Origin of the sequence: Bradyrhizobium sp. BRP23, assembly GCF_020194135.1 — a bacterium.
Taxonomy (GTDB): Bacteria; Pseudomonadota; Alphaproteobacteria; order Rhizobiales; family Xanthobacteraceae; genus Bradyrhizobium; species Bradyrhizobium yuanmingense.
Genome location: NZ_JADYVW010000009.1, coordinates 211,854 through 237,806, shown reverse-complemented (window position 1 = coordinate 237,806; position 25,953 = coordinate 211,854). Strand labels below are relative to the sequence as shown.

Here is a 25,953-nt window from a genome sequence, read left to right as displayed (position 1 = left end):
GGAAAGCGGCCAGCGGAGCGGCCGGATTAACCAATCGTTGACCATAAAAACCTATGAAAAATCATGCGGCTAACGAACCCTTACCGCCCCGTGGCAGATCCTCCGTCGAACTACGGAGACAAAGTCGCCGCGCGCGGTGAGAAGCGGCATCTCCTTACCGCATTGGTATCGGCGGCAGTAATTTTCGCGGCGACTCCAGCGGCACTCGCTCAACAGGCGAACCAGCCGGGCTTCGATCCGCGCCAGCCCGAGAAATATTTTGATAACCAGACCGAGCAGGAATCGCTCGGCCGGCCGCCGGTCCGGTTGCCGAGCGTCGGACAGCCCACGACGGGCGGCGATACCAAGCCGCAATTCGTGCTGCGCGGCGTCAGCGTCGGCGGCGCCCATGCGGTTTCCCCTGATCGCATCGCCGCTGTCTACCAGCCTTATCTCGGCCGGAAGGTCTCGCAGGCGGATCTGGCCGCGATCGCAGGCGCCATCAGCGACCTCTACCGCGAAGCCGGCTTTCATCTGAGCCGCGCCATCGTGCCACCACAAGACATCGCCGACGGCCGTGTCCGGATTCAGGTCCTGGAAGGTGCGATCGTGCAGGCCGAGTTGAAGGGCGACGGTGCAGAGCGGTTCGGCATAAGGCCGATGCTGGCGCCGGTTCTGACCGAACATCCTTCGCGACTGGCAACGCTCGAACGCCAGCTCTTCCTGATCAATGGCAGGCCGGGCGTCCGGATCACCGACACTGCGCTGGAGGAGATCGGCGGTACGACGGGCCGCTTCCGCCTGACCATCTACTTGAAAACCTGGCACGTCTTCTCCTCGTTCGGCCTCGACAATCTCGGATCCTCGTCGGTCGGTCCCTGGCAGACCTACGCCACCGGCGCGTTCAACTCCTACCTCGCGCCCGGCGATGCATTGGCGGTCAACCTGTCGACCATTGCCAACGACCCCCGCCAGCTCGGCTTCGCACGGCTGTCGTACGATGCGCCCGTCGGCGTCGACGGTGTCCGCCTGGGTGCTTCCGTGCTGTACAGCGCGGTAAGGCCGGGCGATATGCGCCGGCTCGATAGCGACATCACCACGACCCACGCGTTCGAGCTGCGTGCCAGCATGGTCCCGTTGCAGTCGCAATCCTCCACGCTCACGCTGACCGCCGCCACGACCTTCAGCAATGTGTCCGAGCATGACCTTTACGGGCCCTGGTACAACGACCACATCAGGACGGCGAGCCTGACCGCCGACTACCGGCTGTTGGATCCTTTTGGCGGAACCAATTTCGCGACTCTGACCTATCGTCAGGGGCTCGACGTTTTTGGCGCCTCACATTTCGAGGACGATCTGTTGTCACGCGACGGAGCCTCCTCGAACTTCTCGGTCCTGAACCTCTGGTTCACGCGCTACCAGACACTCAACGATGTCTGGTCGCTCAAGCTCGCTGCCGCGAGCCAGACGGCGTCGCGCCCGCTGTTCACTTCGCAACAATTCTATCTCGGCGGCGCGGCCTTCGGCCGTGGCTATGGCGCAGCCGAGATCAGCGGCGACAACGGCCTTGCCGGCTCGCTCGAGCTGCGCTTCGACCAGAAGCTCAATTTCCGCTATTGGACCGGCTACCAGCTCTATGCCTTTGGCGACGCTGGCGCAGTCTGGAACCACGCTTATCGCCTGAGCGACGGGCTGTCGCTGACATCGGCCGGAGCCGGTGTGCGCTTCTTCCTGCCGGACGACCTCCAGGCCGATTTCGGCGTCGCCGTCCCCTTAAGCTACCGGGCGCCGGACAACGAGCGTCGCAGCCCACGCTTTCTTTTCACGCTGTCGAGCGCGTTCCGGCTCTGCCCCGAACGCGGCCGGGCGAGCTGTCTCTAGCCGCCCGGTCCTTCGGGCGGGATGTCGCATCCTGACAGCTTTTCCCCGCGGCCATCCTTCGAGACTCCCGCTTGAGGCGGGCTCCTCAGAATGAGGCCGGAGTGCGCGGCCGGAGTTTCCACGGGCACAGACGCTGATGAGCCTCATCGTGAGGAGACGCTCGACCGCTTCCTGTGTGACAGCGCCAGCAGCGCGCTCACGCCTGCGGATACGAAGAGCCCAATGATCATGAACCCGGGCGACTATTGGCCGGGACGCTTTGCGGCAGATCAAGGCGGCTCCGACACGGCACGGTAAGAAACCACATGCTGTCGGAGAGACACGTGTCGCACTATACCGGAAGTCTTGGTACGAAAAGCCTTGTTCCGAAGGGCCTGCCCGCGGCGAGAGTGCCGGCATTCATGCGGCATCTCTATCGTTCGACCCGCAGGCTGCTGCGCTCGATCGTCGCTCGCATCGATCTCTCGCAATTTCCAGGATCCTGCTGCGGATGAGCGCGGCAGCCGCAAGCGAATGCAGAAAGATTGCCCTATGCTCCGACATGTGAGACGGATTTTCCTGCTGCTTGGCCTCGTCTCTGGCTTCGGCTCGTCGTCCGCTCTCGGTGCTGATGCCGGTCACGGCGCCGAACTCGCCAGGCGCTGGTGCGCGAGCTGCCATGTCGTGGCGAACGGACAGGCTCAGGCGAGCGCCGACGTCCCTTCCTTTGCGTCCGTCGCGCGCAGGCCGGATTTCAGTGCGGAAAGGCTCGCATTCTTCCTGCTCGATCCGCACCCGAAGATGCCGAATTTTCCCCTGAGCCGAACCGAAGCCGGCGATATCGCGGCCTACATCGCATCGCTGCGTTAGATGCCTGATCGGCCGCCGAAGGCCGCGCTCGCGCAAACTGAGCGGCGCGCTTTTCCGAAGGTCATACTTCAGCAATAGTCTGAGCTTCATCCCGGATGGTCACGCAGGGCTGCACGAAGGCTGCAAATGCAAATCCCTGCCGGTGGACCGGCAGGGATCAGCAGAAAGGATGACAGACGGCGAATGAGATCATTCGGTGGCCCATCATGGACCTGCACCGGTATCGAAGCGCGGATCTTCACGTCATACAAGATCAATTTGTGGGCACGCTGTACACAGACCGAAAATCAGGACTTGCCCTTGCCGGGTTGCATGAGACTGCCGGTCATCTGACGCATGTGATCTCCGGCGCTGGTGAACTGACTGCGGAGGAAATCGGATTGGATTCGCATCGCCTCCTGGAGGTCGGTGGCATGCACCAGCTTGCGCGCATGCTCGAAGGCCGACTTCATGTTCTGCTCCGTGAAAGCCAACGCCTGCTTCGACACCTCTGTCCCCGCCCCCGGAACGGACGACATCGATTTGGTCGCCGCTTCAAAGAACATGCCGAAGGCCTTTTCGGCCTGGTCGATGGTCTTCTCGGCCAAATCACGCAGTTCGGCCGGAACTTCGATTTTCGGTTCGATCATGGTCTCACTCCTCCCTTTTTCCGTCTGAATACCACATTTGCCTGACCGCCATCCAGCCGCCAGCGCTCCGGCGAACGATGCCGGGGAGCCTGCTCTGGCAGGAAAATGGGCAGGATGGGCGCGCGGCCGGGCTCTAGGATAAGGGGTGCTCGGGAAGAGCTTCGTCGGTGGCGAGATCTTCGACCAGCTTGATCACCTCGAAGCGCTGTCGCGGCGCGAGCTTCAGGAAGGCCCGGAGCAGACGCAGACTTTCCACGGTGCTGCCTGCAGGCACACCGAGCTTGAGATGCAGCTCAGCCGCGAAATTGAGGTTTTTCATCTCGCACCTATGACAAGCATCGGTCGTGATCCGCTCGAGAACCGAACGCCGCAACAGAACTATGGCGACGAACGTTCGGCCGAAGGGACCCGCCGGGTTGCAGGCTGAACCGCGTCCAAACGACGGCTTCCATTTGGTTGCAACTATGCCAAGCAACAACCCATCCGGCAAGCCCAACCGTGGGTATAGCGATGCTTGGTCTGCATCGCGCCACAGCGTTTTCCGGATAACAGGAATATCGATCGCCGTCACCCACCTGCGTCAAGAAGCGTCATCAATCACGCGCACAGCCCCTCTTGCTGTCAATCAACACGGGGTTTCGTCGTGTTTCCGATGTCAAATGCACGTTAGCGCGCACGAATTGGCGATTCTTCAGCAAGATACACGCATTTGTTGAATCCGTCCCGGCGGTTGCATTAAGCGCGTGAAAGTCGATCTCGCGGCCGGTCCACCGTGAACCGCCGTCCACGCGCGAGCGACCAAGCCGTTGCGGCACGGCCACGCAGACACGGGCGCCATGGCTGAAAACTCTTCGATTTGGGCGCGCCTCAGCACCAAAAGGACGACGGCATGCTTTCTCGCTGCGATCTCATCAAGGGCGCCGCAATCGCGCTTCTCACCCTCTCGACACAAGGCGCATGGGCGCAGGAGACCAAGATGAACCTGTTCAAGATCGTCACCGTCAAGGACGAAATCGTCGTCGGACTGTCGGCGCAGGAGCTTCAGGCGCTCGGCGGCAATGATGCGAGCGCCGTTGCACACGCGCTGGCACAGAAGGGCGATCTCACCGTCTGGCAATACAACGTGCATCGTGGCCCCAACGGCGAATTACAGCAGGCACCGACAGCCAAGATCGGGCTGCTGGCGCATGCCTCGCTGCGCGTCGAGCCCTACACCACGCCTTACCAGATCGTCCCTCACCCGTAAGCAATGGGCGGAGCGCCGGCGGCCGAGACCGCCGACGCTCCGCAATCATCCACGTCGGCCCCCGCGCGCCGTTCCCGTCTCCGTCGCGAAGCCGTAGATCAGCGCCAGCCGGTCCAGGCATTCGCGAAAACGCCGCGCGAAGTAATCGTTCCAGCGTTGCGTGCGGACGGCACGACGCTGCCCAACCTGATCCATGGTCAGACCCAGCACCAGCACGTCGTGCACCAGCGCGGCGCCGTCGGTGCCGAGCTCTCGTTCGATCCTGTTGAGCCGCAGCACCGCCTGGCGCTGGCTTTCGGTGACGGGCTCACGCGTGCCCGTCCCATCGACATATTCGCGCGTCGTATCCACCGCCTGCGGGCCGCGCTCCGCCCGCTCCCAATCGTTCTGGAAGGCGCGGCCGCCGCGGTACTGCGCCTCGTCGATCTGATGGTGCGCGTGCAGCCGGCCAAGCGGATCGCCGCGGACCGACCGGATCGCCAGGATCTTCTCGCCGGAATCGAGCGTGAGCGGATTGTCGACCTCCACCTCCGCGATCTCGGCGTTGAACGGCACCTCCCGCGACCGCCGGTCGTAGATCTGCGCCAATTTGTAGGACTTGTTGCGTCGGGCATGAGCCACTCGGATCTCCTTGCAAGACTGAGAGTTGAACGGAGGGCGGCACCGTCAGATCGCCGAGACCAGCTTCAGCACGACCGGGCCTGCGGCACGGGCCGCCGACGCAGCCTCGGAACGGCGCGTCAGACGGCCATGCGGCGCGCAATAGCTCGAGCCCGGCTGGCGCGGGTGGCCGCAGAAGGTGATCTCCTCACCGTCCTTGTCGCCGCCATAGGGATAGCGGCAGTCGGCCGGCTCGAGCTCGACCAATTGGATCAGGCGCGGCTGGATGCCGACACAGCGCAACTTCACCCGCGCCGCAGGCTTCATGGCGGACTTCGGCGGCAGATTGAGGCTCGGCCACGCCACCCGGCGCGGCGAAAGCAGGCTGGGTTCACCCGGCAAGGCCGGCGCGAGCGCCGGGCTCGTCATCCATTGCGGCACGATGAGCCGGAGCCGCTTGGCGCGGCCGACCACCGCGCTGCGCGTATAAGCCGTTCCAAACCTTGCGTTTATCTGTCTTCCGATCTCCGCATAAGACATGCCTTTGTGAAAATAGTCGCGAAGCGCGTCGGAGTGCTCCGACGGCCAATGGCCCGGTTCCATGCTGCTGTCCTGTGATGCGCCTCCACCCGGGAGGGCGAGACGCACATTCCGTTATTCCGAATATAGAGTCAAGCCGTATTTCTGATATTCATAATTGCATCAATTCCGAATTTCGGATTACAAGAGGCGAGACGGTGCGCAATCGAGGGAATCGCCATGTTGGACGTAGCAATGATCGAGCGGGGCCTGGAGAAGACGGGCAAGAGCAAGGGCGGCCTGGCTGCGGCCATGGGCGTGCGGCCCGGCGCGGTCTCGGAGATTCTCGGCGGCGAGCGCCTGGTGAAGGCCTCGGAGATCATTCCGATCATGGAATATCTCGAGCTCAATCTCGCGCCGATCATGGGGCGCGTCGGAGCCGGCGCCGTGATCGAGCCGGACTACGAACAGGTTCCGCCGGAAGGTCTCGGCGACGTCGCGTTGCCCTTCCCGATCATGGAAGAGACGATCGCATTCGAGATCGTGGGCGATTCGATGCTGCCCAAATACGAAAGCGGCGACGTGATCGTCGTCTACAAGGACCAGCGCCACCCGCTGTCGAGCTTCTACGGCGAAGAGGCAGTGGTCCGCCTCAAGACCGGCGAGCGCTATCTGAAGACCATCGAGCGGGGCAAATCTCCCTCAGTGGTCAACCTCACGAGCTTCAATGCCAAGCCGATCGTCGGCGTCAAGCTTGACTGGGTCGGGGAGATCTGCCTGTCCATGCCCAAGGGACAGCTTGAGCGGCTGCGTGCGAAGTCGGCGCGGCCGCGCAAGAAGGGCAAATGAGAGCCGCCGCTTCTGATTAATAGAAATCACACTTGACATAGTTCCGATTTTCGGAAATAATGTGCCGCGTCCCGACCATGGGGCGCGGCAGGGTCGTTTCATGCAATACTTCGTCGTGATGATCGATTACGGACGGCGGGGCCGCGAGGCGGTCGTCGATCCCGAAATCACCCGGCGCGAGGTCATTTCCCGCCTCGCCTCGGGTGAGTATCGGAACGTCTCGTTCATCCACGAGATCGTGGAGAACTCGGTCGAAGATGTCACCGCGGCCATCCTGGCCGAGGCGGCCCTCCCACGGATCGAGCCCGAGGACGTCGATCTCCAGGCAATCCGCCTCGATCACGTCCGCGATCTGCGCAAGCACGAGAGGACGTGACGCAGGCCTAGAGCATGATCCGGACCTGAAGGGCCGCGTTAGCGCAAAGTGTGCAGCGGTTTTCCGAAACGATCATGATCAATCAACAGCCTAAAGCGCGATGACGTGACGATTCATCCTAATCACATCGCGCTTTAGAGCTCGCGCCACCGTCCCGTTGGGCATTACACCAGGAGAACGGTCGATCCCGTGGTCTTGCGTGCCGCAAGTTCGGCATGCGCCTTGGCGGCGTCCTTCAGCGGGTAGGTCTGGTGCACCTCGATCTTGACCGCGCCGGACTTGACGACGTCGAACAGCTCATTCGCCATCGCCACCAGATTTTCGCGCTTGGCGGCGTAGGTAAACAGCGTCGGACGCGTGACGTAGAGCGAGCCCTTCTGGGCGAGCAGGCCAAGATTAAGCGGCTCCACCGCGCCGGAGGACTGGCCGAACAGCGCGGCGACGCCGAGCGGGGCGAGGCAATCCAGCGATTTCAGGAACGTGTCCTTGCCGACGGAGTCGTAAACCACTGGCACTTTCTTGCCGCCGGTGATCTCGTCGACCCGCTTCACGAAATCTTCCCTTGTATAGATGATGACATGGTCGCAGCCATGCGCCTTGGCGAGCTTCGCCTTCTCGTCGTTGCTGACGGTGCCGATCACGGTCGCGCCGAGATGCTTGGCCCACTGGCTCAAGATCAGGCCGACACCGCCGGCGGCCGCATGCAGCAGGATGGTATCGCCGGCTTTCACCCGATAGGTCTGGCGGATCAGATATTGCGTGGTGAGCCCCTTGAGCATCATCGCCGCCGCCGTCTTGTCGTCGACGCCGTCGGGCAATTTCAACAGCCGGTCGGCGGGGATCAGCCGCGCCTCCGCATACGCCCCGAGCGGCGAGGCGCCATAAGCGACGCGATCGCCCGGCTTCAGATCGGTGACGCCAGGCCCGACCTCTTCGACGACGCCAGCCGCCTCGCTGCCGAGCCCGCTCGGCAGTTGCGCCGGATAGAGGCCGGAACGGTTATAGATGTCGACGAAATTGAGGCCGACCGCGGTGTGGCGGATGCGCGCCTCGCCGGGCCCAGGTTTGCCGACGCTGACCTCCTCCCAGACCAGGACTTCCGGACCGCCGGTTTTGTGAAAGCGAATGGCATGCGTCATGGGCGTGCTCCTTTATCGTTGAAATGAAAGTTCGAACACCGCATCGGCCTGTGAAATAGGCATTTGGTCCGCCCGTTACAGTATAGAAGCCGTAACAAGAATGTCACAGCGAACCACAAACAGCCGCCGTTCCGCCTCCGTTCGAAAGAGTTGATGAGGGCCCCGCGGCGACCCGCAGTAGCCTTGCGCGGGGTTTGATGGTCGCCTGCGAAGGAGAGCCGAGATGCCAGCTTACGTTCAGCATCATCAGGACGTCGAAATCGCGCCAGTGAATTGCCCTACCTGTATGGGGTTCCTGCCGATGTATGTGCGCGAGGTCGAGCCGCATTGGAGCCTAGCCAAGATCGACTTCGTCTATGAATGCGCCGATTGCGGCGCCGAGCTGAGGCAGACGATCCGCAAGCCGGAGCTGCTGCGGCACTGATCGCGCCAACAGCGAAGCGCTTAACTATTTGCGCTTAGCGGAAAAAACGCCGTTCACGCGGGTCAGATGTCTCCCAAACGTGGCTTGTCCTTTGCCTGGAACGCAGGCAGAACAAGCCTCACGCAAGACCTTTGGGAGCGGCTTTCGTGGCTGATCAGAAGGCCTCGACCTCGATCGAGGCAGTGGAGAGCGGCCTCGCCGCGCAGGGCTACATCGCGAGCCGGCAGATCGCGACTGCCGTCTATTTGTCGCAGCAGATCGAGAAGCCGATCCTGGTCGAGGGCCCCGCGGGCGTCGGCAAGACCGAGCTCGCCAAGGCGATCGCGGCTTGGCGCGGCATGAAGATGATTCGCCTGCAATGCTATGAGGGCCTCGACGAGGCCAAGGCGCTCTACGAGTGGAAATACGCCAAGCAGCTTCTCTACACGCAGATCCTCAAGGACAAGCTCGGCGAGGTTCTCGGCGGCGCGCAGACGCTGCATGCCGCGCTCGACCAGCTCCACGATTTCGGCGACGTGTTCTTCTCCAAGGAATTCGTCGAGCCGCGACCGCTGCTCCAGGCGCTTGAGCAGCCGGGCGGCTGCGTGCTCCTGATCGACGAGATCGACAAGTCGGACGCCGAATTCGAATCGCTGCTGCTGGAAATCCTGTCCGACTTCCAGGTCACGATCCCCGAGCTCGGAACCGTTTCGGCGATCACGCCGCCGACGGTGATCCTCACCTCCAACAGCGAGCGCGACCTCGGCGATGCCCTGAAGCGACGCTGCCTGCATCTGCATATCGGCTTCCCCGAGCAGCGGCTCGAGGAGCGCATCGTCGAAAGCCGTGTGCCCGGCATCTCGCAGACGCTGCGCCGGCAGATGGTCGGCTTCATCCACGAGATCCGCTCGCTGGATCTGAAGAAGCTGCCCTCGGTCAGCGAGACCATCGACTGGGCGCGTGTGCTGGTGCTGCTCCAGGCTTCCGAACTCGATACTGAGATCGTCAAGGACACGCTCAACGTGCTCCTGAAATACGAAGCCGACATCGAGGCCGCGACGCCGCAGGTGACGACCTTCATTGCCAAGGCGGCCCGGTCCAACGTCTTCGGTTGACACGCCGATGCGCGAAAATCTCCATCGCTTCTTTCGGGCGGCACGCGGCGCTGGCGTTCACGTCTCGCCGGCCGAAAGCATCGATGCGATGCGCGCCGTCGCGCAGGTCGGCATCTCCGACCGCGCCGTGCTACGCGATGCGCTGCTGCTGACGCTCGCCAAGTCGCAGGACGAGAAGCTCGCGCTCGGCGACTGCTTTGATCTGTTCTTCAGCCAGCCGGAGCCGCGACAGGAGCAGCCTGAGGCTGCCGGCGAAGACGATGCTGCGCAAGGCGAGGATCAGCCGCCCTCCGCCGGCTCGGCGAGCGAGGCGGGCGAAGGTCAGCCTTCCCAGGGCCTGGGTCCCTTGGCGCAGATGCTATTGTCGCAGGATCGCAACGCGATCGCTGCCGCGATTGCCAGCGCCTCCGGCGCGGCCTCCCTGTCCGACATCCGCTACTCCACCCAGCGCGGCATATTCTCCAGCCGCATCCTCGACGCCATGGGCCTCCAGCGCCTGCGCGACGATCTCGACCAACTGACCGCGACCAACCCGTCGCTGGCCGAGCGCCTGCGCGCCGCGCTCGATGCCTTGCGCGAAGCCGTGCGCGATACGGTCTCGCAAGGGCTCGCACTTTATGCCCGCGAGGAGGCCGAAAACCTCCGCAACGAGATCCTGCGCAACGCGCCGCTTGCCCGCATCGAGCGGCGCCAGGTCGCCGAGATGCGTGCCCTCATCCGCCAGATCGCACGCCGGCTGCGCGAGCGCTATTCCAAGCCGCGCAAGCGCCAGCGCCGCGGCCATCTCGACGTTCGCCGAACGCTCCGCCGCAACGCGGCCTGGGGCGGCGTGCCCTTCCTCACGGCATGGAAGCGCAAGCATCGCGACCGGCCGAAGATCGTCGCGCTGTGCGACGTCTCGGGCTCCGTTGCGCAAGTCTCCGACTTCTTCCTGCTGCTGATCCACTCGCTGCACGAGGTGGTCGACGACGTCCGCTCCTTCGCCTTCTCTTCGCACCTGATCGAGGTCAGCGAGATCCTGGAGACGAAGTCGCCGGAGGAGGCGATGTCCGAGATCATGTCCAAGGTCGGTTTCGGCTCGTCGGATTACGGCGCCTCGTTGGTCGATTTCGAGAAGGAGTTCATGAGCGCGCTGACGCCGCAGACCACGGTGATCGTGCTCGGCGATGCCCGCAGCAACAATCTCGACCCACGCGCCGACATTTTGCGCCGGATCTCCGAGCGTTCGAAGCGGTTGGTCTGGCTCAATCCCGAGGGGCGGCTCGCCTGGGGCTTTGGCGATTCCGAGATGCCGCGCTACGCAACTTTTTGCAGCATCGTGCGCCAATGCGCCACCGCGCAACAGCTCGAACGCGCTGTTTCCGATATTGTGGCGACTTATCAATAAGCAATAACAGCCACCTCCGTCAGGCGGCGTTCAGCTCGGCCTGATTGCACTCCCGAAAGTGACGCGCGATTTCGTCGAGCGCGCGCTGCTCCCATTCTTCTGCCTGCGCCAGCCAGAACGGCCGGCGCTTCGAATCGAGCGCCGCGCGCTCTCGGCAAAGGAATTCCTGACTGCGAATTTCCACCAGCCTGTTCATGCACTCCACTCCGGCCGTGTGAAGCCATTCCCCGCAGGCCAAGGTAACAGAGTCCTTAACCTCCCGCCTCATCATTTCTGTGCATATCGCGACGCCAAATAGGACAGTGATGCTTGCCGTGCACTGCGGCAGCTCGCATCGCAACATCAAGTGCGGATCATCAATTAGTGATCGGAGATCGTGACGGTAGTCATGCACAACGACGTTAACTCTTGTGGCGCAACGAAGTGCCGCAATTTGTGAAGAGATGTTCTAAACAGCTGACCGAATTCCCGACTCATTGTCGTCGCATGGTCTTCATGCGGCGCCGCTAACAGGGGCACGCGAACCGGACGATCGGCTGAGGCACCATGAGCAACGATTTCGACCTTGATCTATCGACCGACCAGTGGGAAGCGCTAAAGGCGCTTCGCAACCCGGTGTCGAACGGTCGCCTCGCGAAGGCCTATCTCGTCGAAAGCCTCGCCAAGCTCGGCCTCGTTGTCATGAATGACGGCGTGCCTGCGATAACATCCACAGGACGCAAGGTGCTGGTGCGCGGCTCATGCCGGCTGCTCGATCTCGTGGCGTGACGAGATCGCCTGCTGCCGCGTAACTGCGCCATCGCCTGAAAAATAACCTTTAGCTCTTCATCGAAATCGGATTTGCTTCTTGCGACAAGATCTGGCGCGCAACGACGCTGCGCCAGACAGGCAAGGGAGCTGATCATGAACGGGCTTGGCGGGCTGAACAAATCCCCCAACGGTGTGGTTATCGGACTTGTGCAGCTGCAGCTGCCTAGCGTGGTGAGCGCGGCCGATCTCGCTAGGCAGACCGAGCGCATCGTCTGGATGGTCGGCAAGGCCCGCCGCAATCTCTCCACCATGGATCTGGTGGTCTTCCCCGAATACTCGCTGCACGGCCTGTCGATGGACACCAATCCGGAGATCATGTGTCGGCTTGACGGACCGGAGGTTGCGGCCTTCAAGCAGGCCTGTGTCGATAACAAGATCTGGGGCTGCTTCTCCATCATGGAGTTCAACCCGCATGGCAGTCCCTACAACTCGGGCCTGATCATCGACGATCAGGGCGAGATCAAGCTCTACTATCGCAAACTTCATCCCTGGATTCCGGTCGAGCCGTGGGAGCCCGGCGACATCGGCATTCCCGTGATCGAGGGACCGAAGGGCGCGAAGATCGCGCTGATCATCTGCCATGACGGCATGTTCCCGGAGATGGCACGGGAATGCGCCTACAAAGGCGCGGAGATCATGATCCGCACCGCCGGCTACACCGCGCCGATCCGCGAAGCCTGGCGCTTCACCAACCAGGCCAATTCGTTTCAGAATCTGATGATCACCACAAATGTCTGCATGTGCGGCTCGGACGGCTCGTTCGATTCCATGGGCGAAGGCATGATCGTCAATTTCGACGGCACCGTCCTGGCGCATGGTACGACCGGCCGTGCCGACGAGATCATCACCGCAGAGGTCCGGCCGGATCTCGTGCGCGAAGCCCGCATCAACTGGGGCGTCGAAAACAACATCTACCAGCTCTGGCACCGCGGCTATGTCGCGGTGAAGGGCGGCGCGATGGACTGCCCCTACACCTTCATGCAGGACATGGTCGCCGGCACCTTCCGACTGCCGTGGGAAAATCAGGTCAAGGTCACCGACGGCACCTCGTGCGGCTTCCCGGGCCCGACGCGGATGTTCGGCAAGACGGCGAAGGCGGCGGAATAAGCCGGTTTCTCGGGTGAAACCGCGACAATCTGGCACCGTGGCCTGCGCGCTCGGCAACCTCGTCGGCAATTGCGTCGCAACCGTCGTGGTCGCGGCCCGGGAAGGCGATCTCGACCGGCCAAGGCGGCCAAGGTGCTGGAGGGCGGCGAGGTGGTCGACGTGACGGCGGGATAGAGGTTCGGCGATCAATCGTTCCACTGGAGGAGTGGCGTGCCGTAGGCCCTCCTCCAGACCGACAGAAAGCGCGGAAACCACGAGTGGGCCACGGCACCCTTATAGGCCCAGGTGCGATACTTCAGACCTTGCTCCGAAATCAGCTCCTGATAGCCGCCGTGGAGTTCGGTCGCGGCGCGAATGTCCTTCAGGATTCCTTGCGCGCAGGCCCGATAGGTATCGCCACCCGAGAACTCATCGTAATCCAGCATGCGGTCGGCAAATTCGACGTTGAACGTCGGCCAGGAGGAACGCCCCTGATATGCGGGAGCTGCAATCTTGTGGATCATCTTGGTCCGCGGGTTGTCCGCCGAAACCAGGAAGTGGAACGTGCTCGGAATGCGTAACCGTGGCTCGGCGATGATCACATCCGTCGTGGCCGCGAACAGCGCGCGCTCGCTCGCCTCGCTCATATCCCAGAAGCCGCGATGCACGCTGACGAAATCCAATGCGACCGACGATGCCGGTGAGCTCGCCGGGCCGTCCAGGGAATGCCTGATGTAGCCGTTCTTGCCGAAGAGGCGGAGCAGATCCCTCTTGTACTGCGCAAGGTCGCGCCCGAGCAGCCGCTTCAGCTCGTTCTCGCCGACGATCCCGAGCTGCACGCCCCACACGAAGGTCGTGTAGACGCAGGCATTGGTGACGAAACGCCGGCGCTCGGCGCGGGTATCCGTCGCCGCGGAGCGCGGGCCGCTGGCGTCGCACAGCAAATATCTGGTGCCGTCAGCGTCGAAGGACTCCAGCTCGCTCGCAAGCTTCAGGATCGCGCGCTTCAGGTCTCCGCCATATTCGGCCAGCAACAAGCGGCCGGCATGCGCGCATTGCGACATCGCAAGGTAGGACGACGCCCTCTCCTCGGCAGAGATCATCTGCTGCAGACCGGCAAGAATGCCGAGCAGCGTATCCGAGGGTCGCGAAAAATAGTTCACGCCGAGATACCGGCCGCGCCCGGCCGGTACGATGGTCGTGGTGACCACGTTGGCGCGGACGGCCTCCAGCAGCAGGCGCACGCTCTTCTCGAGCAGACGGACCCGCCGCATCGCGTCCTGCGCATTCATGATGGTTTCAGGATCGAGAACGTCGGGATAGAACCAGGCGAAGTCGCGGGGGTAATAGGCGGAGGCGTGCGGTGCGCCGGTGACGAGGAAGGCCTCGGTCACCGAAAAGGCGCTGTCCATCGAGTGCCGATAGAGGTCCTCGATCGCCGACAACGAAGGATGCGATTGTCTCAGGAATCGATCACCGAGGAAATTGACCGCCTGAAGGGCGTTGGCGACGAAGGTCGCAGCCATCCCCTGATAGAACCGGTTTTCACGATGTGATGGAAAAGAGATGTCGCTGTTCATGTCCGTCAATCGGCTGATTGTCTCGTGACCCTCGTGATGATGGCCACCATCTTAAACATGACTGATTCGTATCTCTACCCGGTGACTTGCGGGTTCGTGACGCTCGCCTAGGCCTTACGCGGCCCGAAATTCTCGATCACCCGCAGCAGCACACGCGCTCCGGCATCGGCATCGGCAAGCGCGACATGCTCGTCCGGGTGATGGCTGATGCCGCCGCGGCAGCGGACGAAGATCATGCCGACATCGGCAATGTCGATCATCGCCATGCCGTCGTGCCCTGCCCCGCTCGGCAGCTCGAACACGGAGAAGCCTTCGGCTTCGATCGCTTGCGCGATCTGCTGCTTGAGCCAGGGCGCGCAGGGCGCGGTGCGGTTCTCGTGGGTAACGTCGAGCTGAAGCGCCAGCTGTCGCCGCTTGGCGATCGCCTCGATCTGGCGGACGACATCGGCCACCGCGCGCTTGCGATGCATGTCGGTCGGTGCGCGCATGTCGATCGTGAAGGATACCTCACCCGGAATGACGTTGGTCGCGCCGGGCCTCGCCTGGATGTAGCCCACGGTGCCGACGAGGCCGCCCTCGTCGGTGCGGCAAAATTGCTCGATCGCATTGATGCATTCGGCCGCGCCGGCGAGCGCATCTCGGCGCAGCGCCATCGGCACGGTGCCGGCATGACCGGCCATACCGGAGAGCCGGGCCGCAAGACGCGTGGCCCCGGCAATGGCGGTGACGACGCCCACGGGCAGGTTCTGCGCTTCCAGCACCGGCCCCTGCTCGATGTGCAATTCGAGATAGGCAAGCAGCTCGCGCCGCGCGCGCGCGGCCGCACCGATATGGTCGGGGTCGAGGCCGAACTGCACGAGCGCCTCGCGCATCGACACGCCGTCGCGGTCGCGCGTATTCAGCACGCTCTGATCGAAGGTGCCGGCCACCGCACGGCTGCCGAGCAAGGTCGAAGCGAACCGCACCCCCTCCTCGTCGGCAAAGCCGATCACCTCGATCGCAAATGGCAGGCGCTTGCCGCGGCGGTTGAGATCGGCGACGCAAGAGATCGCCGTGATCACACCCAGCGGTCCATCCCATTTGCCGGCATCGCGCACGGTGTCGTAATGCGAGCCGAGCATCAGGCAGGGCATGTCCGGCCGGTCGCCTTCGTACCGTCCGCAGACATTGCCGATGGCATCGAGATGGGCGCTCATGCCGGCCTCGCGCATCCACTCCATAATGAGGTCCGCGGCCTTGCGCAGCTCCTTGCTGAGGAAGATGCGGGTGAGCTTCTCGGGCTCTTCCGAAATCGCGCCGAGCTCGTTGATCCGGCGAACGATCTCATTGCCGAGCGATGCATCGTGAACGGTACCAGCGCCCATCTCGGCGAGCTTTCCATCTTCTGAGGACACGGCGGTCCTGACGACAATCGATACAAGTTCGGTGCCAGCGGAAATCCTACGGCGCCGTCCCAGTCAGCGCGTGGTTAGCATGAATGCGCCTTGCCGGCCGACCGTCCGACGCGGGTCATGCACATGCGCGGGCAGGTTTCTGGCTGCTCAACTCCTCTGCATACAATACCTTTATATTGCCCATAAATTAGCCTGCCACTTTCCTCGCCAAGTTCAGAACAAACATTATTCCATGTTTATTTCAATGGCTTATAACTGACTGCACGCTTCATAGTCTCTGGCACGAAGCTTGCGACGCCTGATCCCGGCTCCGCCAAGCCGGCGCAGCCGTGAGATCAAGGCGGGGCATCCGCCAAGGGGAGCGAGCAATGGATTCTGGCAGGATTTCACGACGTCATGTGTTGCAGGGCGGCGCGGCCCTCACCCTCGGCGCGGCAGCGGGCCTGCGCCCGGCCGTCGCGGCCGAGACCACCATCGGCTTCATCTATGTCGGCTCGCGCGACGACTACGGCTACAATCAGGCGCACGCGCAGGGCGCGGCGGCGCTGAAGAAGATTCCCGGCCTCAAGGTGGTCGAGGAGGAGAAGGTGCCGGAGACCGATGCGGTCGAGAAGACGATCGAGTCCATGATCAATCTCGATGGCGCCACCCTGCTCTTCCCGACCTCGTTCGGGTACTACAATCCGCACATGATCAAGATGGCCAACAAGTACCCGAAGCTCCGCTTCGAGCATTGCGGCGGCCTCTGGAGCGAGAAGGACCCCAAGAACGCCGGCAGCTATTTCGGCTACATCGACGAGGCTCAGTACATCTCCGGCATCGTCGCCGGCCTGACATCGAAGAGCAGCAAGCTCGGCTTTGTCGCGGCCAAGCCGATCCCTCAAGTGCTGCGCAACATCAACGCCTTCACGCTTGGCGCCAAGTCCGTCAATCCAAAGGCCACCACGCAGGTGATCTTCACCGGCGACTGGTCGATGCCGGTCAAGGAGGCCGAAGCCACCAACAGCCTGATTGATCAGGGCGTGGACGTGCTCACCTGCCACGTCGATGGGCCCAAGACCATGGTCGAGAACGCGGCGCGGCGCGGCGCCTTCGTCTGTGGCTATCACACCAACCAGTCGGCGCTGGCACCCAAGGCCTATCTCACCGGCGCGGAGTGGAACTGGGAGGCGCTCTATCCGAAGTTCGTCAAGATGATCGCCTCCGGTGAAGGCATTCCGAATTTCTACCGCGGCGGCCTGAAGGAAGAGATCGTCAAAACCTCGCCCTATGGGGAAGCGGTCTCGGCCGAAGCGCGCAAGGCGGCCGACGAGGCCAAGGCCAAATTCCTGTCGGCAGAAGGCTACGCCATCTTCAAGGGTGGGCTGGTCGACAACAAGGGCAAGACAGTGATCCCCGCCGGCACCAATCGCGGTCAGAAGGATCCTGAACTGGAGAAAATGGACTACCTCGTCGAGGGCGTGCTCGGAGCCACTTCGTGACGACGGAAGCGGCGGATTCCACGGATGCGGTCGGGACAGTCGCCCCGGCCGCCGATCCCGGTTTCCTCCAGCGTCACGGCGGCACGATCGAATATGTCCTGATCCCGGCCGCGGCGCTGGTCGGCGCGCTCGCGGTGTTCGGCATCTTCGTCGCGATGTTCGGCAAGAATCCGCTCGATCTCTATTTCTACATGTATTACGGCGCGTTCGGCACCTGGTTCTCCTGGCAGAACACGCTGACGCGCGCAGCGCCCCTGATCCTCACCGCGCTCTGTACCGCGCTGCCGGCACAGCTCGGCATGGTCATCATCGGTGGCGAAGGTGCGCTGCTGATCGGCGCATTGTCGGCAACCAGCGCCGCACTCGCGCTTCAGGGCATGCCGCCGCTCGTCGTCCAGGTCGCCATGGTCTGCGCCGGCGTGATCGGCGGCGGGCTCTGGATCATGCTCTCCGGCGGCTTGCGGCAATATCGCGGCGTCAACGAGACCATCTCGAGCCTGCTGCTGGTCTACATCGCGCTCGCGATCCTCAATCATCTCGTCGAGGGGCTGATGCGCGATCCCGCCAGCCTCAACAAGCCGTCCACCCGCGAGATCGGCGCCGCCAACATGATCGGCTCCATTCCAGGCACCGACGTGCATTGGGGCCTCGTGTTCGGCCTGATTGCCGCGATCGCCTCTTACATCCTGATCTATCACACTGTGTTCGGCTTCGCCGCGCGCGTGGCCGGCGGCAACATCCGCGCTGCGAAGATCGTCGGCCTCGGCGTCGACAAGCTGATCCTGACCGTCTGCTTCCTTGCCGGCGGCGCGGCTGGCCTCGCCGGCATGGTCGAGGTCGCCGCCGTGCAGGGACGCACCAACGCCAACCTCGCCGCCGGCTACGGCTTCACCGGCATTCTCCTCGCGTTTCTGGCGCGGCAAAATCCGCTCGCCATCATCCCCGTCGCGATCCTGCTCGGCGGCATCAGCGCCAGCGGCGGCCTGCTGCAACGCCGCCTGGGGCTGCCCGATGCGTCCGTGCTGGTGCTGCAGGGCATCATCTTCGTCTTCGTTCTCGCCAGCGATGCGCTCTACGGCCGCATCGGATTCCTGAAGGGAAAATCCTGAGATGGCAGACGGATCGATCGGCCTCTGGACCGTCCCGCTCGCCGTCCTCGGCGGCGCCATTCGCGTCTCCACCCCATTCCTGTTCGTGAGCCTGGGCGAATGCATCACCGAGCGCGCGGGCCGCATCAATCTTGGCCTCGAAGGCACGCTGGTGATGGGCGCGATGAGCGCCTATGGCATCTCCTATCTCACCGGCTCCCCGTGGCTCGGCGTGCTTGCCGCCGGCATTGCCGGCGCGCTGCTTGGTGCGCTGCATGCCGGCATCTGCTCGCTGCCGCGCGTCAACGACGTTGCCGTCGGCATCGCCTTGATGCTGTTCGGCACCGGCCTTGCGTTCTATCTCGGCAAGCCATTGATCGAGCCGACAGCGCCGCGGCTGCCCGCCATCGACTTTGGCTGGTGGAGCGACATCCCGCAAGTCCGGGCAGCGCTACGCATCAACGTGCTGTTCCTGATCGGCGTGATGCTGGCTCCAATCCTGTATTGGGCGTTCCGTAGCACCCGCTGGGGCTTGCTCGTCCGCACCGCCGGCGAGAGCGCCGATGCCGCACGCGCGATGGGCCATTCCGTGCTGCTGATCCGCCTGCGCGCCACCATGGCCGGCGGTTTCCTGGCCGGCATCGGAGGCTCGTTCCTGTCCCTGTTCTATCCCGGAAGCTGGAACGAGGGCCTTTCCTCGGGCCAGGGCATCACCGCCGTGGCGCTCGTGATCTTCGCGCGCTGGGATCCCCTGCTCTGCCTGTGGGCCTCGCTCGCCTTCGGCGGCGCGGCGGCACTGGGCCCGGCACTGCAATCGGTCGGCGTCACCTCGGGCTATCACCTCTTCAACGCTGCGCCCTACATCCTGACGCTGGCGATCATGATCGTCACTTGCTCGCCGAAGCGGACGCTGACCGGCGCGCCCGCCGAACTCTCGATCACACGGTAACACGCACGAGGTCGTCCATGCCCGAGCGCTACATCAAGTCCGAACCCTATGCCTGGCCCTACAATGGTGATCTCCGCCCCGAGAACACGGCGCTGATCATCATCGACATGCAGACCGATTTCTGCGGCGTCGGCGGCTATGTCGACAAGATGGGCTATGACCTCTCGCTGACGCGGGCGCCGATCGAGCCGATCAAACGGCTGCTCGCCGCGATGCGCAAGCAAGGCTTCCATATCATCCATACCCGCGAGGGCCACCGCCCCGATCTCTCCGACCTGCCCGCCAACAAGCGCTGGCGCTCGCGCCAGATCGGGGCCGGCATCGGCGATCCCGGTCCGTGCGGACGCATCCTGGTGCGCGGCGAGCCGGGCTGGGACATCATCGAGGATCTGGCGCCGCTGCCGGGCGAGCCGATCATCGACAAGCCCGGCAAAGGCTCGTTCTGCGCCACCGATCTGGAGCTGATCCTGCGCGTCCGCGGCATCGAGAACATCGTGCTGACCGGGATCACGACCGACGTCTGCGTCCACACCACCATGCGCGAGGCCAACGACCGCGGCTTCGAATGCGTCCTGCTTCACGATTGCTGCGGCGCGACCGACAAGAGCAACCACGACCACGCGCTGAAGATGATCAAGATGCAGGGCGGCGTGTTCGGCGCAGTCTCGACCTCTGATGCCTTCATCGGAGCAATTTCGTGATCATCGGCGAAACGCCGCCGCCATCGGGCGCCTTCGGCGTCGATGCCATCGCCATGACCATGCGCTTCGGCGACTTCCTGGCGCTGGACAATGTCGAGCTGAAGGTGCGGCCGGGCTCGTTCCATGCGCTGCTCGGCGAGAATGGCGCCGGCAAATCCACCCTCGTCAAATGCATCATGGGCTATTACCACGCGACCGAAGGCGACATTCTCGTCGGCGGCCGCGAGCAGGCGATCGCCAACCCGAAGGATGCCCACGCGCTCGGCCTCGGCATGGTCTATCAGCATTTTACGCTGGTGCCGGCGATGACCGTTGCCGAAAATCTCGTGCTGGCGCGCGACGACGTGCCAGCCGTGGTGAACTGGCCGAAGGAGATGAAGGAGCTGGAGGCGTTCTTGGGCCGCATGCCTTTCAAGGTACCGCTCTCCGCAAAGGTCTCCGACATCTCTGCCGGCGAACGGCAGAAGTGCGAGATCCTCAAGCAGCTCTATCTGAAGCGGCGCTTCCTGATCCTGGACGAGCCGACCTCGGTGCTGACCCCGGCGGAAGCCGACGAGGTGCTCGGCATGCTCCGCGACATGGTTGTGGAGGGCGAGCTGACCATCCTGATGATCACGCACAAGTTCCGCGAGGTCATGGCGTTTGCCGATGACGTCACCATCCTGCGCCGCGGCAAGCTCGCTGGAGCCGGCAAGGTTTCCGAGCTGACGCCGGACGCGATGGCCCGCACCATGATCGGTGCCGAGGAGTTGACGGTGCAGCCGCCGCGCACCGGCGAAGCCGGTCAGGCCAAGCTGGAGCTCCAAAAGCTCCGCGCCCTGGATGATGCGGGCGCCGTTGCCGTGCACGATGTCTCGCTCACCGTTCGCGCCGGCGAGATCGTCGGCATCGCCGGCGTTTCCGGCAACGGCCAGCGCCAGCTCGTCGAGGTGCTGGCCGGCCAGCGCGAGGCCGAGAGCGGGGAGGTGCGCGTCGCCGGCGATCCCTATCACGCAAGCCGCGAGGAGATGCGGCGGCACAGGATGTCGCTGCTGCCCGAGGAGCCGCTGAAGAACGCCTGCGTCGGCGGCATGAGCGTCGCCGACAACATCGCCTTCCGAGAATTCGACCGCGCACCCTTTGCAAGTGGCGGCTGGTGGCTCAATCCCAGCGCCTTTCGCGACGACGCGAGGACGAAGATTGCGCGGTACAAGATCAAGACCCGCACGCCCGATACGCCGATCTCGGCGCTATCGGGCGGCAACGTGCAGCGGGCTGTGCTGGCCCGCGAGCTCGGCGGCGACGTCGAGGTGCTGATCGCCGCCAATCCCTGCTTCGGCCTCGATTTCGCGGCGGTGGCGCAGATCCATGCCGAGATCATGGCCGCGCGCAACCGCGGCGCCGCCGTCCTGCTCGTCAGCGAGGACCTCGACGAGCTGCTCGAACTGTCGGATAGGCTCGTGGTGATGTTCCACGGCGAATTCGTGTATGAAGCGCGGACCAGCGAAGCCGATCTCACGGTGGTCGGCCGCCACATGGCAGGGCACTGAACGGAGGATCGATGAGCGATGCATCAGGGCGGGACGAGCACTTTCTGCGCCTGTCTTTCGCGGTCGCCGGCCGTTCCCTCACCCATGGCAACCACCCCTTCGGCTGCATTGTCGTCGATGCGGACGGCAAGGTGCTGATCGAGATTGAGAACGGCTACATGCCGGATCGCGACGGCACCGCGCATGCCGAGCGGCTCGCAGCCACCCAGGCCTGCCGTACACTCGATCGAGAGGTGCTGGCGAAGGCCACGCTCTATTCCTCAGCCGAACCCTGCGCGATGTGTGCCGGCGCGATCTACTGGGCCGGTATTGGCCGTGTCGTCTATGGCCTCAGCGAGCATCGCCTGCGCGGCATCACCGGCAACCATCCGGAAAATCCGACGCTCAACCTGCCATGCCGCGAGGTCTTTGCCAGCGGCCAGCGGCCGACGGAGGTCGTCGGCCCACTGCTCGAAGACGAAGCCGAAGCGCTGCATGTCGGCGTTTGGACGAAGTAGCAGCACATCCCCTGCATAGCAGGTTCCGACTCCCCTTGGACCGTCACAAATTTGCAACACGCATCGCCCGCCGACGCGATCGCTTCCCCGCCGTCCGGGGCTGCTTGCGGGGTATGATCGCTCGAAAATCGACGACGAGCGCTGGGCCGAGAGCCTGCCGACGCGTTGAGCAAGGGATGATGCTTTTTCACATCTTACGCCGGGGTCCAAACTGGCCCAGTATTGAGGCACGTCACCCATGCAAGCGCATCAACGAATGTTAGATCCGACATCCAACGGCCAGCATTCTGGCGAGTCCCCGCTCCTGAGGACCATCGGCCTCACCAAACGCTATGGCGATTTCCTCGCCAACGATTGCATCGATATCGAGATCCGGCCGAGGGAAATCCACGCCCTGCTGGGCGAGAACGGCGCCGGCAAGTCGACGCTGGTCAAGGCGATCTACGGACTGATCCAGCCCAGCGCCGGCGAGATTCACTGGCAGGGCGAGCGGATCGTGCTGTCCGGTCCGTCCGAAGCGCGCATCCGCGGCATCGGCATGGTGTTCCAGCACTTCTCGCTGTTCGACAATCTCACGGTTGCCGAGAACGTCGCGCTCGGCCTCGACGGCAAGGAATCCTTCAAGGACATGTCGGCCCGGCTGGAACAGGTGTCGAAGACTTACGGTCTGCCGCTCGATCCCAGGCGTGAGGTGTGGCAACTCTCCGTCGGCGAGCGTCAGCGCATCGAGATCGTCCGCGCCCTGATGCAGGATCCGAAATTCCTGATCCTGGACGAGCCCACCGCGGTGCTGACGCCGCAGGAGGCTGACCAGCTCTTCATCGTGCTGGATCGCCTCAAGGCCGAGGGCCGCGCCATCCTCTATATCAGCCACAAGCTGGAGGAGGTGAAGCGGCTCTGCGACACCGCGACGATCCTGCGCGGCGGCAGGAAGGTCGAGACCTGCAACCCGCGGCTCGAAACCGCCGCCTCACTTGCGCGGATGATGGTCGGCGGCGAGGTCAAGGAGGTGAAGGGCGCATCCGGCCGCAAGACCACCGTGCCGCGGCTCGTCGTCAACGATCTCTCGCTGGCTCCCGTCGAAGCGCACGGCGTACGGCTCGAGCACATCTCATTCGAGCTGAAGGGCGGCGAGATTCTCGGCATCGCCGGCGTCGCCGGTAACGGCCAGGACGAATTGTTCGCAGCGCTCTCCGGCGAGCGCCTCGCGAAGGCCCCCGGGACGGTGGTGATCGAGGGCATCGCCGCCGGTCACCTTTCGATCACCCAGCGGCGCAAGCTGGGGGCGGCCTTCGTTCCCGAGGAGCGACTCGGCCACGGCACCGCGCCGCGGATGAGACTGTCGGAGAACGCGCTGCTCACCGGCCATGCCGCCAGCGGCATGGTCCGTCGCGGATTCATCGATACGGCGGCTACGCTGAGAACGGTCGACCGCGCCACCGAAACCTTCGACGTCCGCAAGGCCAAGCGCGATCCCGAGGCCGCCAGCCTGTCCGGCGGCAATCTGCAGAAGTTCATCGTGGGACGCGAGATCCTGCGCAATCCCGCGGTACTGGTGGTGAGCCAGCCGACCTGGGGCGTCGATGCCGGCGCCGCCGCCGTCATCCGTCAGGCGCTGCTTGATCTCGCCACCGCAGGCGCCGCGGTACTCGTGACCAGCCAGGATCTCGACGAGCTCGCCGAGATTGCCGACCGCATCGCCGTGATGTTCCACGGCAAGCTGTCGGCTCCGCTCTCGGCACGCGAAGCAAGCCGCGAGAAGCTGGGCCTTCTGATGGGCGGCAGCAGCCTGCAGCCAAAGGAGATCGCGCATGCAGCTGGTGCTTGAGAAGCGTGCCGAGCGCTCTGGCACGATCGCGCTGGTGTCCCCCCTGATCGCGATTGGCCTCACGATCGTGACCATGGTCATCCTGTTCGCGATCCTTGGCAAGAATCCACTGCTTGCCCTGCACGCCTATTTCATTGCGCCCCTCACCGATGGCTATTCGCTCCAGGAGATCGCGGTGAAGGCGACGCCGCTGGTGATGATCGCGATCGGCCTGTCGCTGTGCTATCTCGCCAACGCCTGGAACATCGGCGCCGAAGGGCAATTCCTGATCGGCGCAGTCGCGGGAAGCTGGATCGCGGTGAAGACGCAAGGTACTGATGCCGGCGCCTGGGTGCTGCCGGCTATGCTCGTCCTCGCCGCCGCTGCGGGCGCGCTCTATGCGCTGATCCCGGCGATCTGCAAGGTGAAATTCGGCGCCAGCGAGATCCTGACCAGCCTGATGCTGGTCTATGTCGCCGACCTCTTCCTCGACTATCTCGTGCGCGGCCCCTGGCGCGATCCGCACGGCTTCAATTTCCCGACCACGGCCGAGTTCGATCCGGTAGCGACCGTGCCGTTGCTGATCGAAGGCGGCCGGCTGCATCTCGGCTCGATCATCGCCCTGCTCGTCGTCGCGGCAGCCGCGATCCTGCTCGGGCGCACCATCAAGGGTTTCGAGATCCGCGTGGTCGGCGCTGCGCCGCGCGCCGCGCGGTTCGGCGGCTTCAACGCCAACCAGCTCATCATCCTGACCTTCGCCGTCTCCGGGGCGCTGGCCGGGCTTGCCGGCATCATCGAGGTGGCGGGTCCAGTCGGGCATCTCCAGCCCGGCATCTCGCCAGGCTACGGCTTTACCGCGATCATCGTCGCTTTCCTCGGCCGGCTGAACCCGCTTGGAATATTAGTTGCAGGCCTCTTCCTCGCGTTGACCTTTATCGGCGGCGAGCAGGCGCAGATCGCGATGAAGATTCCGCTGGACGTCACCAAGGTCTTTCAGGGCATTCTGCTGTTTTACGTGCTCGCCTGCGACTCCCTCATTCTCTACCGCTTCAAGCTGGTGTTCCCGAACAAGGTGGTGGCCCGTGGAGCTGGTTGAGGCCATCATCCTGGCGGTGCTCGCCGCGTCGACGCCGCTGTTGCTGGCCGCGACAGGCGAACTCGTGGCCGAGCGTTCCGGCGTGCTCAACCTCGGGGTCGAAGGCATGATGATCGTCGGCGCGGCCTGTGGCTTTGCCGGCGCCTGGCTGACCGGATCGATCTTTATCGGCGCGCTGTTCGGCATCGTCGCGGGCACGCTGATGTCGCTCGTCTTCGCGCTGATGGCACTCGGGCTCGCCGTCAACCAGGTCGCAACCGGCCTCGCGCTGACCATCCTGGGTGTTGGCCTCTCGGGTCTGATCGGCGCCGGCTTCGTCGGCGAGCGCATCACGCCGGCCGTGCAACTCGCCATTCCCGGTCTCACTAATGTCCCCCTGATCGGCCGCGTGCTGTTCGGCGAGAATGGTTTCGTCTATTTCTCGATCGCACTGATCGTCGCGGTGTGGTGGTTCCTGTACCGCACACGGGCGGGATTGATCCTGCGCGCCTGCGGCGACAATCACGTTTCCGCACATGCGCTCGGCTATCCCGTCCTGCGCATCCGCACCCTCGCCGTGATGTTCGGCGGCGCCTGCGCGGGTCTTGCGGGCGCCTATCTGCCGCTCGCCTATACGCCGTTCTTCATTCCGGGCATGACCGCCGGCCGCGGTTGGATCGCACTGGCGCTAGTGGTGTTCTCGTCCTGGCGGCCGGGCCGGCTCGTCATCGGCGCCTATCTGTTCGGCGCGGTGACGATCCTGCAGCTGCATGCGCAAGGTTGGGGCGTCGGCATTCCCTCGCAATTCATGTCGGCGCTGCCTTATCTCGCGACCGTCATCGTCCTGGTCCTGATCTCTCGTGCGCGCACGGGCGGCTCGACCGCACCGGCCGCGCTCGGCACGGTGTTCGTGCCCGACCGCTAGATTTCGTTTCCGCAGTGTGCACGATGGGGCGCGCATGCTGCGGATCGTGGCTTCCCCCG

Annotated in this window: 27 protein-coding genes; 19 read left to right on the top strand and 8 right to left on the bottom strand. The window is 63.9% G+C overall.

Translation table 11 applies throughout. The features are described 5' to 3' along the window. Nucleotides 1-63: 63 nt before the first annotated feature. Nucleotides 64-1,860 (top strand): POTRA domain-containing protein, encoded by a 1,797-nt coding sequence (locus I6F24_RS24800; RefSeq protein ID WP_225150500.1) that lies wholly within the window; start codon nt 64-66, stop codon nt 1,858-1,860. Between the two features lie 531 nt (nt 1,861-2,391). Beyond that, the gene (locus I6F24_RS24795) at nt 2,392-2,709 is read left to right on the top strand and encodes a cytochrome c (RefSeq protein WP_036007678.1); all 318 of its coding nucleotides are present in this window, start codon (nt 2,392-2,394) and stop codon (nt 2,707-2,709) included. A gap of 287 nt (nt 2,710-2,996) precedes the next feature. Here the strand turns inward: I6F24_RS24795 and I6F24_RS24790 are convergent, their stop codons facing one another. Together I6F24_RS24790 and I6F24_RS24785 are read right to left on the bottom strand one after the other, a co-directional pair. After that, nucleotides 2,997-3,338: a phasin gene (locus I6F24_RS24790; protein ID WP_036007681.1), complete on the bottom strand. Its 342-nt coding sequence runs from the start codon at nt 3,336-3,338 to the stop codon at nt 2,997-2,999. Nucleotides 3,339-3,471: 133 nt separating this feature from the next. Continuing rightward, a complete protein-coding gene (locus tag I6F24_RS24785; RefSeq protein WP_036007684.1) occupies nt 3,472-3,657 on the bottom strand; it encodes a hypothetical protein in 186 nt (61 codons plus the stop codon). A 570-nt stretch (nt 3,658-4,227) separates the two neighbouring features. On the opposite strand from I6F24_RS24785, the gene I6F24_RS24780 reads away from it, so the two are divergent. Further along, nucleotides 4,228-4,584 carry a hypothetical protein gene (locus tag I6F24_RS24780; protein WP_036007687.1) on the top strand — a complete coding sequence of 119 codons (357 nt, stop codon included), beginning with the start codon at nt 4,228-4,230 and terminating at the stop codon, nt 4,582-4,584. A 45-nt stretch (nt 4,585-4,629) separates the two neighbouring features. Here I6F24_RS24780 and I6F24_RS24775 read toward each other — a convergent pair whose 3' ends face one another. Both I6F24_RS24775 and I6F24_RS24770 read right to left on the bottom strand, forming a co-directional pair. Then, a complete protein-coding gene (locus I6F24_RS24775) occupies nt 4,630-5,205 on the bottom strand; it encodes a hypothetical protein (RefSeq protein WP_225142915.1) in 576 nt (191 codons plus the stop codon). 45 nt (nt 5,206-5,250) lie between these two features. After that, a complete protein-coding gene (locus I6F24_RS24770; protein ID WP_225142916.1) occupies nt 5,251-5,787 on the bottom strand; it encodes a GcrA family cell cycle regulator in 537 nt (178 codons plus the stop codon). 156 nt (nt 5,788-5,943) lie between these two features. On the opposite strand from I6F24_RS24770, the gene I6F24_RS24765 reads away from it, so the two are divergent. Together I6F24_RS24765 and I6F24_RS24760 are read left to right on the top strand one after the other, a co-directional pair. Continuing rightward, nucleotides 5,944-6,552 (top strand): S24 family peptidase, encoded by a 609-nt coding sequence (locus I6F24_RS24765; RefSeq protein ID WP_036045323.1) that lies wholly within the window; start codon nt 5,944-5,946, stop codon nt 6,550-6,552. Between the two features lie 100 nt (nt 6,553-6,652). Continuing rightward, nucleotides 6,653-6,928 (top strand): hypothetical protein, encoded by a 276-nt coding sequence (locus tag I6F24_RS24760; RefSeq protein WP_057028627.1) that lies wholly within the window; start codon nt 6,653-6,655, stop codon nt 6,926-6,928. Nucleotides 6,929-7,092: 164 nt separating this feature from the next. On the opposite strand, the gene I6F24_RS24755 is transcribed toward I6F24_RS24760, so the two are convergent. Next, nucleotides 7,093-8,067 carry a quinone oxidoreductase gene (locus tag I6F24_RS24755; protein WP_225150498.1) on the bottom strand — a complete coding sequence of 325 codons (975 nt, stop codon included), beginning with the start codon at nt 8,065-8,067 and terminating at the stop codon, nt 7,093-7,095. Nucleotides 8,068-8,290: 223 nt separating this feature from the next. Here I6F24_RS24755 and I6F24_RS24750 point away from each other — a divergent pair, with 223 nt between their 5' ends. The 3 genes from I6F24_RS24750 (at nt 8,291) to I6F24_RS24740 (ending at nt 10,972) form a co-directional block, all read left to right on the top strand. Next, nucleotides 8,291-8,491 (top strand): hypothetical protein, encoded by a 201-nt coding sequence (locus tag I6F24_RS24750; protein WP_036007702.1) that lies wholly within the window; start codon nt 8,291-8,293, stop codon nt 8,489-8,491. A gap of 146 nt (nt 8,492-8,637) precedes the next feature. Next, nucleotides 8,638-9,585, top strand: a complete 948-nt coding sequence (locus I6F24_RS24745) for a MoxR family ATPase (protein ID WP_036007771.1) — start codon at nt 8,638-8,640, stop codon at nt 9,583-9,585. A gap of 7 nt (nt 9,586-9,592) precedes the next feature. Then, on the top strand, nt 9,593-10,972 hold the full coding sequence (locus I6F24_RS24740) for a VWA domain-containing protein (RefSeq protein WP_225150488.1): 1,380 nt from the start codon (nt 9,593-9,595) through the stop codon (nt 10,970-10,972). 19 nt (nt 10,973-10,991) lie between these two features. Here the strand turns inward: I6F24_RS24740 and I6F24_RS24735 are convergent, their stop codons facing one another. Next, nucleotides 10,992-11,168, bottom strand: coding sequence for a hypothetical protein (locus tag I6F24_RS24735; RefSeq protein WP_192893126.1), 177 nt, complete (start codon nt 11,166-11,168; stop codon nt 10,992-10,994). 350 nt (nt 11,169-11,518) lie between these two features. Here I6F24_RS24735 and I6F24_RS24730 point away from each other — a divergent pair, with 350 nt between their 5' ends. Both I6F24_RS24730 and I6F24_RS24725 read left to right on the top strand, forming a co-directional pair. Then, a complete protein-coding gene (locus I6F24_RS24730) occupies nt 11,519-11,740 on the top strand; it encodes a hypothetical protein (RefSeq protein ID WP_225127624.1) in 222 nt (73 codons plus the stop codon). Nucleotides 11,741-11,875: 135 nt separating this feature from the next. Next, nucleotides 11,876-12,889, top strand: a complete 1,014-nt coding sequence (locus tag I6F24_RS24725) for a formamidase (RefSeq protein ID WP_225150478.1) — start codon at nt 11,876-11,878, stop codon at nt 12,887-12,889. Between the two features lie 185 nt (nt 12,890-13,074). On the opposite strand, the gene I6F24_RS24720 is transcribed toward I6F24_RS24725, so the two are convergent. Next, a complete protein-coding gene (locus I6F24_RS24720) occupies nt 13,075-14,448 on the bottom strand; it encodes a hypothetical protein (protein WP_225150476.1) in 1,374 nt (457 codons plus the stop codon). 107 nt (nt 14,449-14,555) lie between these two features. After that, the gene (locus I6F24_RS24715) at nt 14,556-15,812 is read right to left on the bottom strand and encodes an allantoate amidohydrolase (RefSeq protein WP_225127872.1); all 1,257 of its coding nucleotides are present in this window, start codon (nt 15,810-15,812) and stop codon (nt 14,556-14,558) included. Between the two features lie 398 nt (nt 15,813-16,210). Between I6F24_RS24715 and I6F24_RS24710 the strand changes: the two genes are divergently transcribed. The 9 genes from I6F24_RS24710 (at nt 16,211) to I6F24_RS24670 (ending at nt 25,894) form a co-directional block, all read left to right on the top strand. After that, nucleotides 16,211-17,323 carry a BMP family ABC transporter substrate-binding protein gene (locus I6F24_RS24710; RefSeq protein WP_225150474.1) on the top strand — a complete coding sequence of 371 codons (1,113 nt, stop codon included), beginning with the start codon at nt 16,211-16,213 and terminating at the stop codon, nt 17,321-17,323. Continuing rightward, nucleotides 17,320-18,432, top strand: coding sequence for an ABC transporter permease (locus tag I6F24_RS24705; RefSeq protein ID WP_225150472.1), 1,113 nt, complete (start codon nt 17,320-17,322; stop codon nt 18,430-18,432). The genes I6F24_RS24710 and I6F24_RS24705 overlap by 4 nt, the downstream gene beginning before the upstream one ends. A gap of 1 nt (nt 18,433) precedes the next feature. Beyond that, the gene (locus tag I6F24_RS24700) at nt 18,434-19,360 is read left to right on the top strand and encodes an ABC transporter permease (RefSeq protein ID WP_225150471.1); all 927 of its coding nucleotides are present in this window, start codon (nt 18,434-18,436) and stop codon (nt 19,358-19,360) included. 17 nt (nt 19,361-19,377) lie between these two features. After that, nucleotides 19,378-20,061, top strand: coding sequence for an isochorismatase family cysteine hydrolase (locus I6F24_RS24695; RefSeq protein ID WP_225150469.1), 684 nt, complete (start codon nt 19,378-19,380; stop codon nt 20,059-20,061). After that, nucleotides 20,058-21,590 carry an ABC transporter ATP-binding protein gene (locus I6F24_RS24690; protein ID WP_225150467.1) on the top strand — a complete coding sequence of 511 codons (1,533 nt, stop codon included), beginning with the start codon at nt 20,058-20,060 and terminating at the stop codon, nt 21,588-21,590. Before I6F24_RS24695 ends, I6F24_RS24690 begins: the two co-directional genes overlap by 4 nt. A gap of 11 nt (nt 21,591-21,601) precedes the next feature. Continuing rightward, entirely contained in the window at nt 21,602-22,087 is a 486-nt protein-coding gene (locus I6F24_RS24685) for a nucleoside deaminase (RefSeq protein WP_225150466.1), read from the top strand. Between the two features lie 256 nt (nt 22,088-22,343). Beyond that, complete coding sequence (locus tag I6F24_RS24680; protein ID WP_225111996.1) at nt 22,344-23,915, top strand: ABC transporter ATP-binding protein; 1,572 nt, start codon at nt 22,344-22,346, stop codon at nt 23,913-23,915. Then, the gene (locus tag I6F24_RS24675; protein ID WP_109142970.1) at nt 23,899-24,990 is read left to right on the top strand and encodes an ABC transporter permease; all 1,092 of its coding nucleotides are present in this window, start codon (nt 23,899-23,901) and stop codon (nt 24,988-24,990) included. Before I6F24_RS24680 ends, I6F24_RS24675 begins: the two co-directional genes overlap by 17 nt. Then, complete coding sequence (locus I6F24_RS24670; protein WP_225150463.1) at nt 24,977-25,894, top strand: ABC transporter permease; 918 nt, start codon at nt 24,977-24,979, stop codon at nt 25,892-25,894. Before I6F24_RS24675 ends, I6F24_RS24670 begins: the two co-directional genes overlap by 14 nt. Nucleotides 25,895-25,953 lie beyond the last annotated feature (59 nt).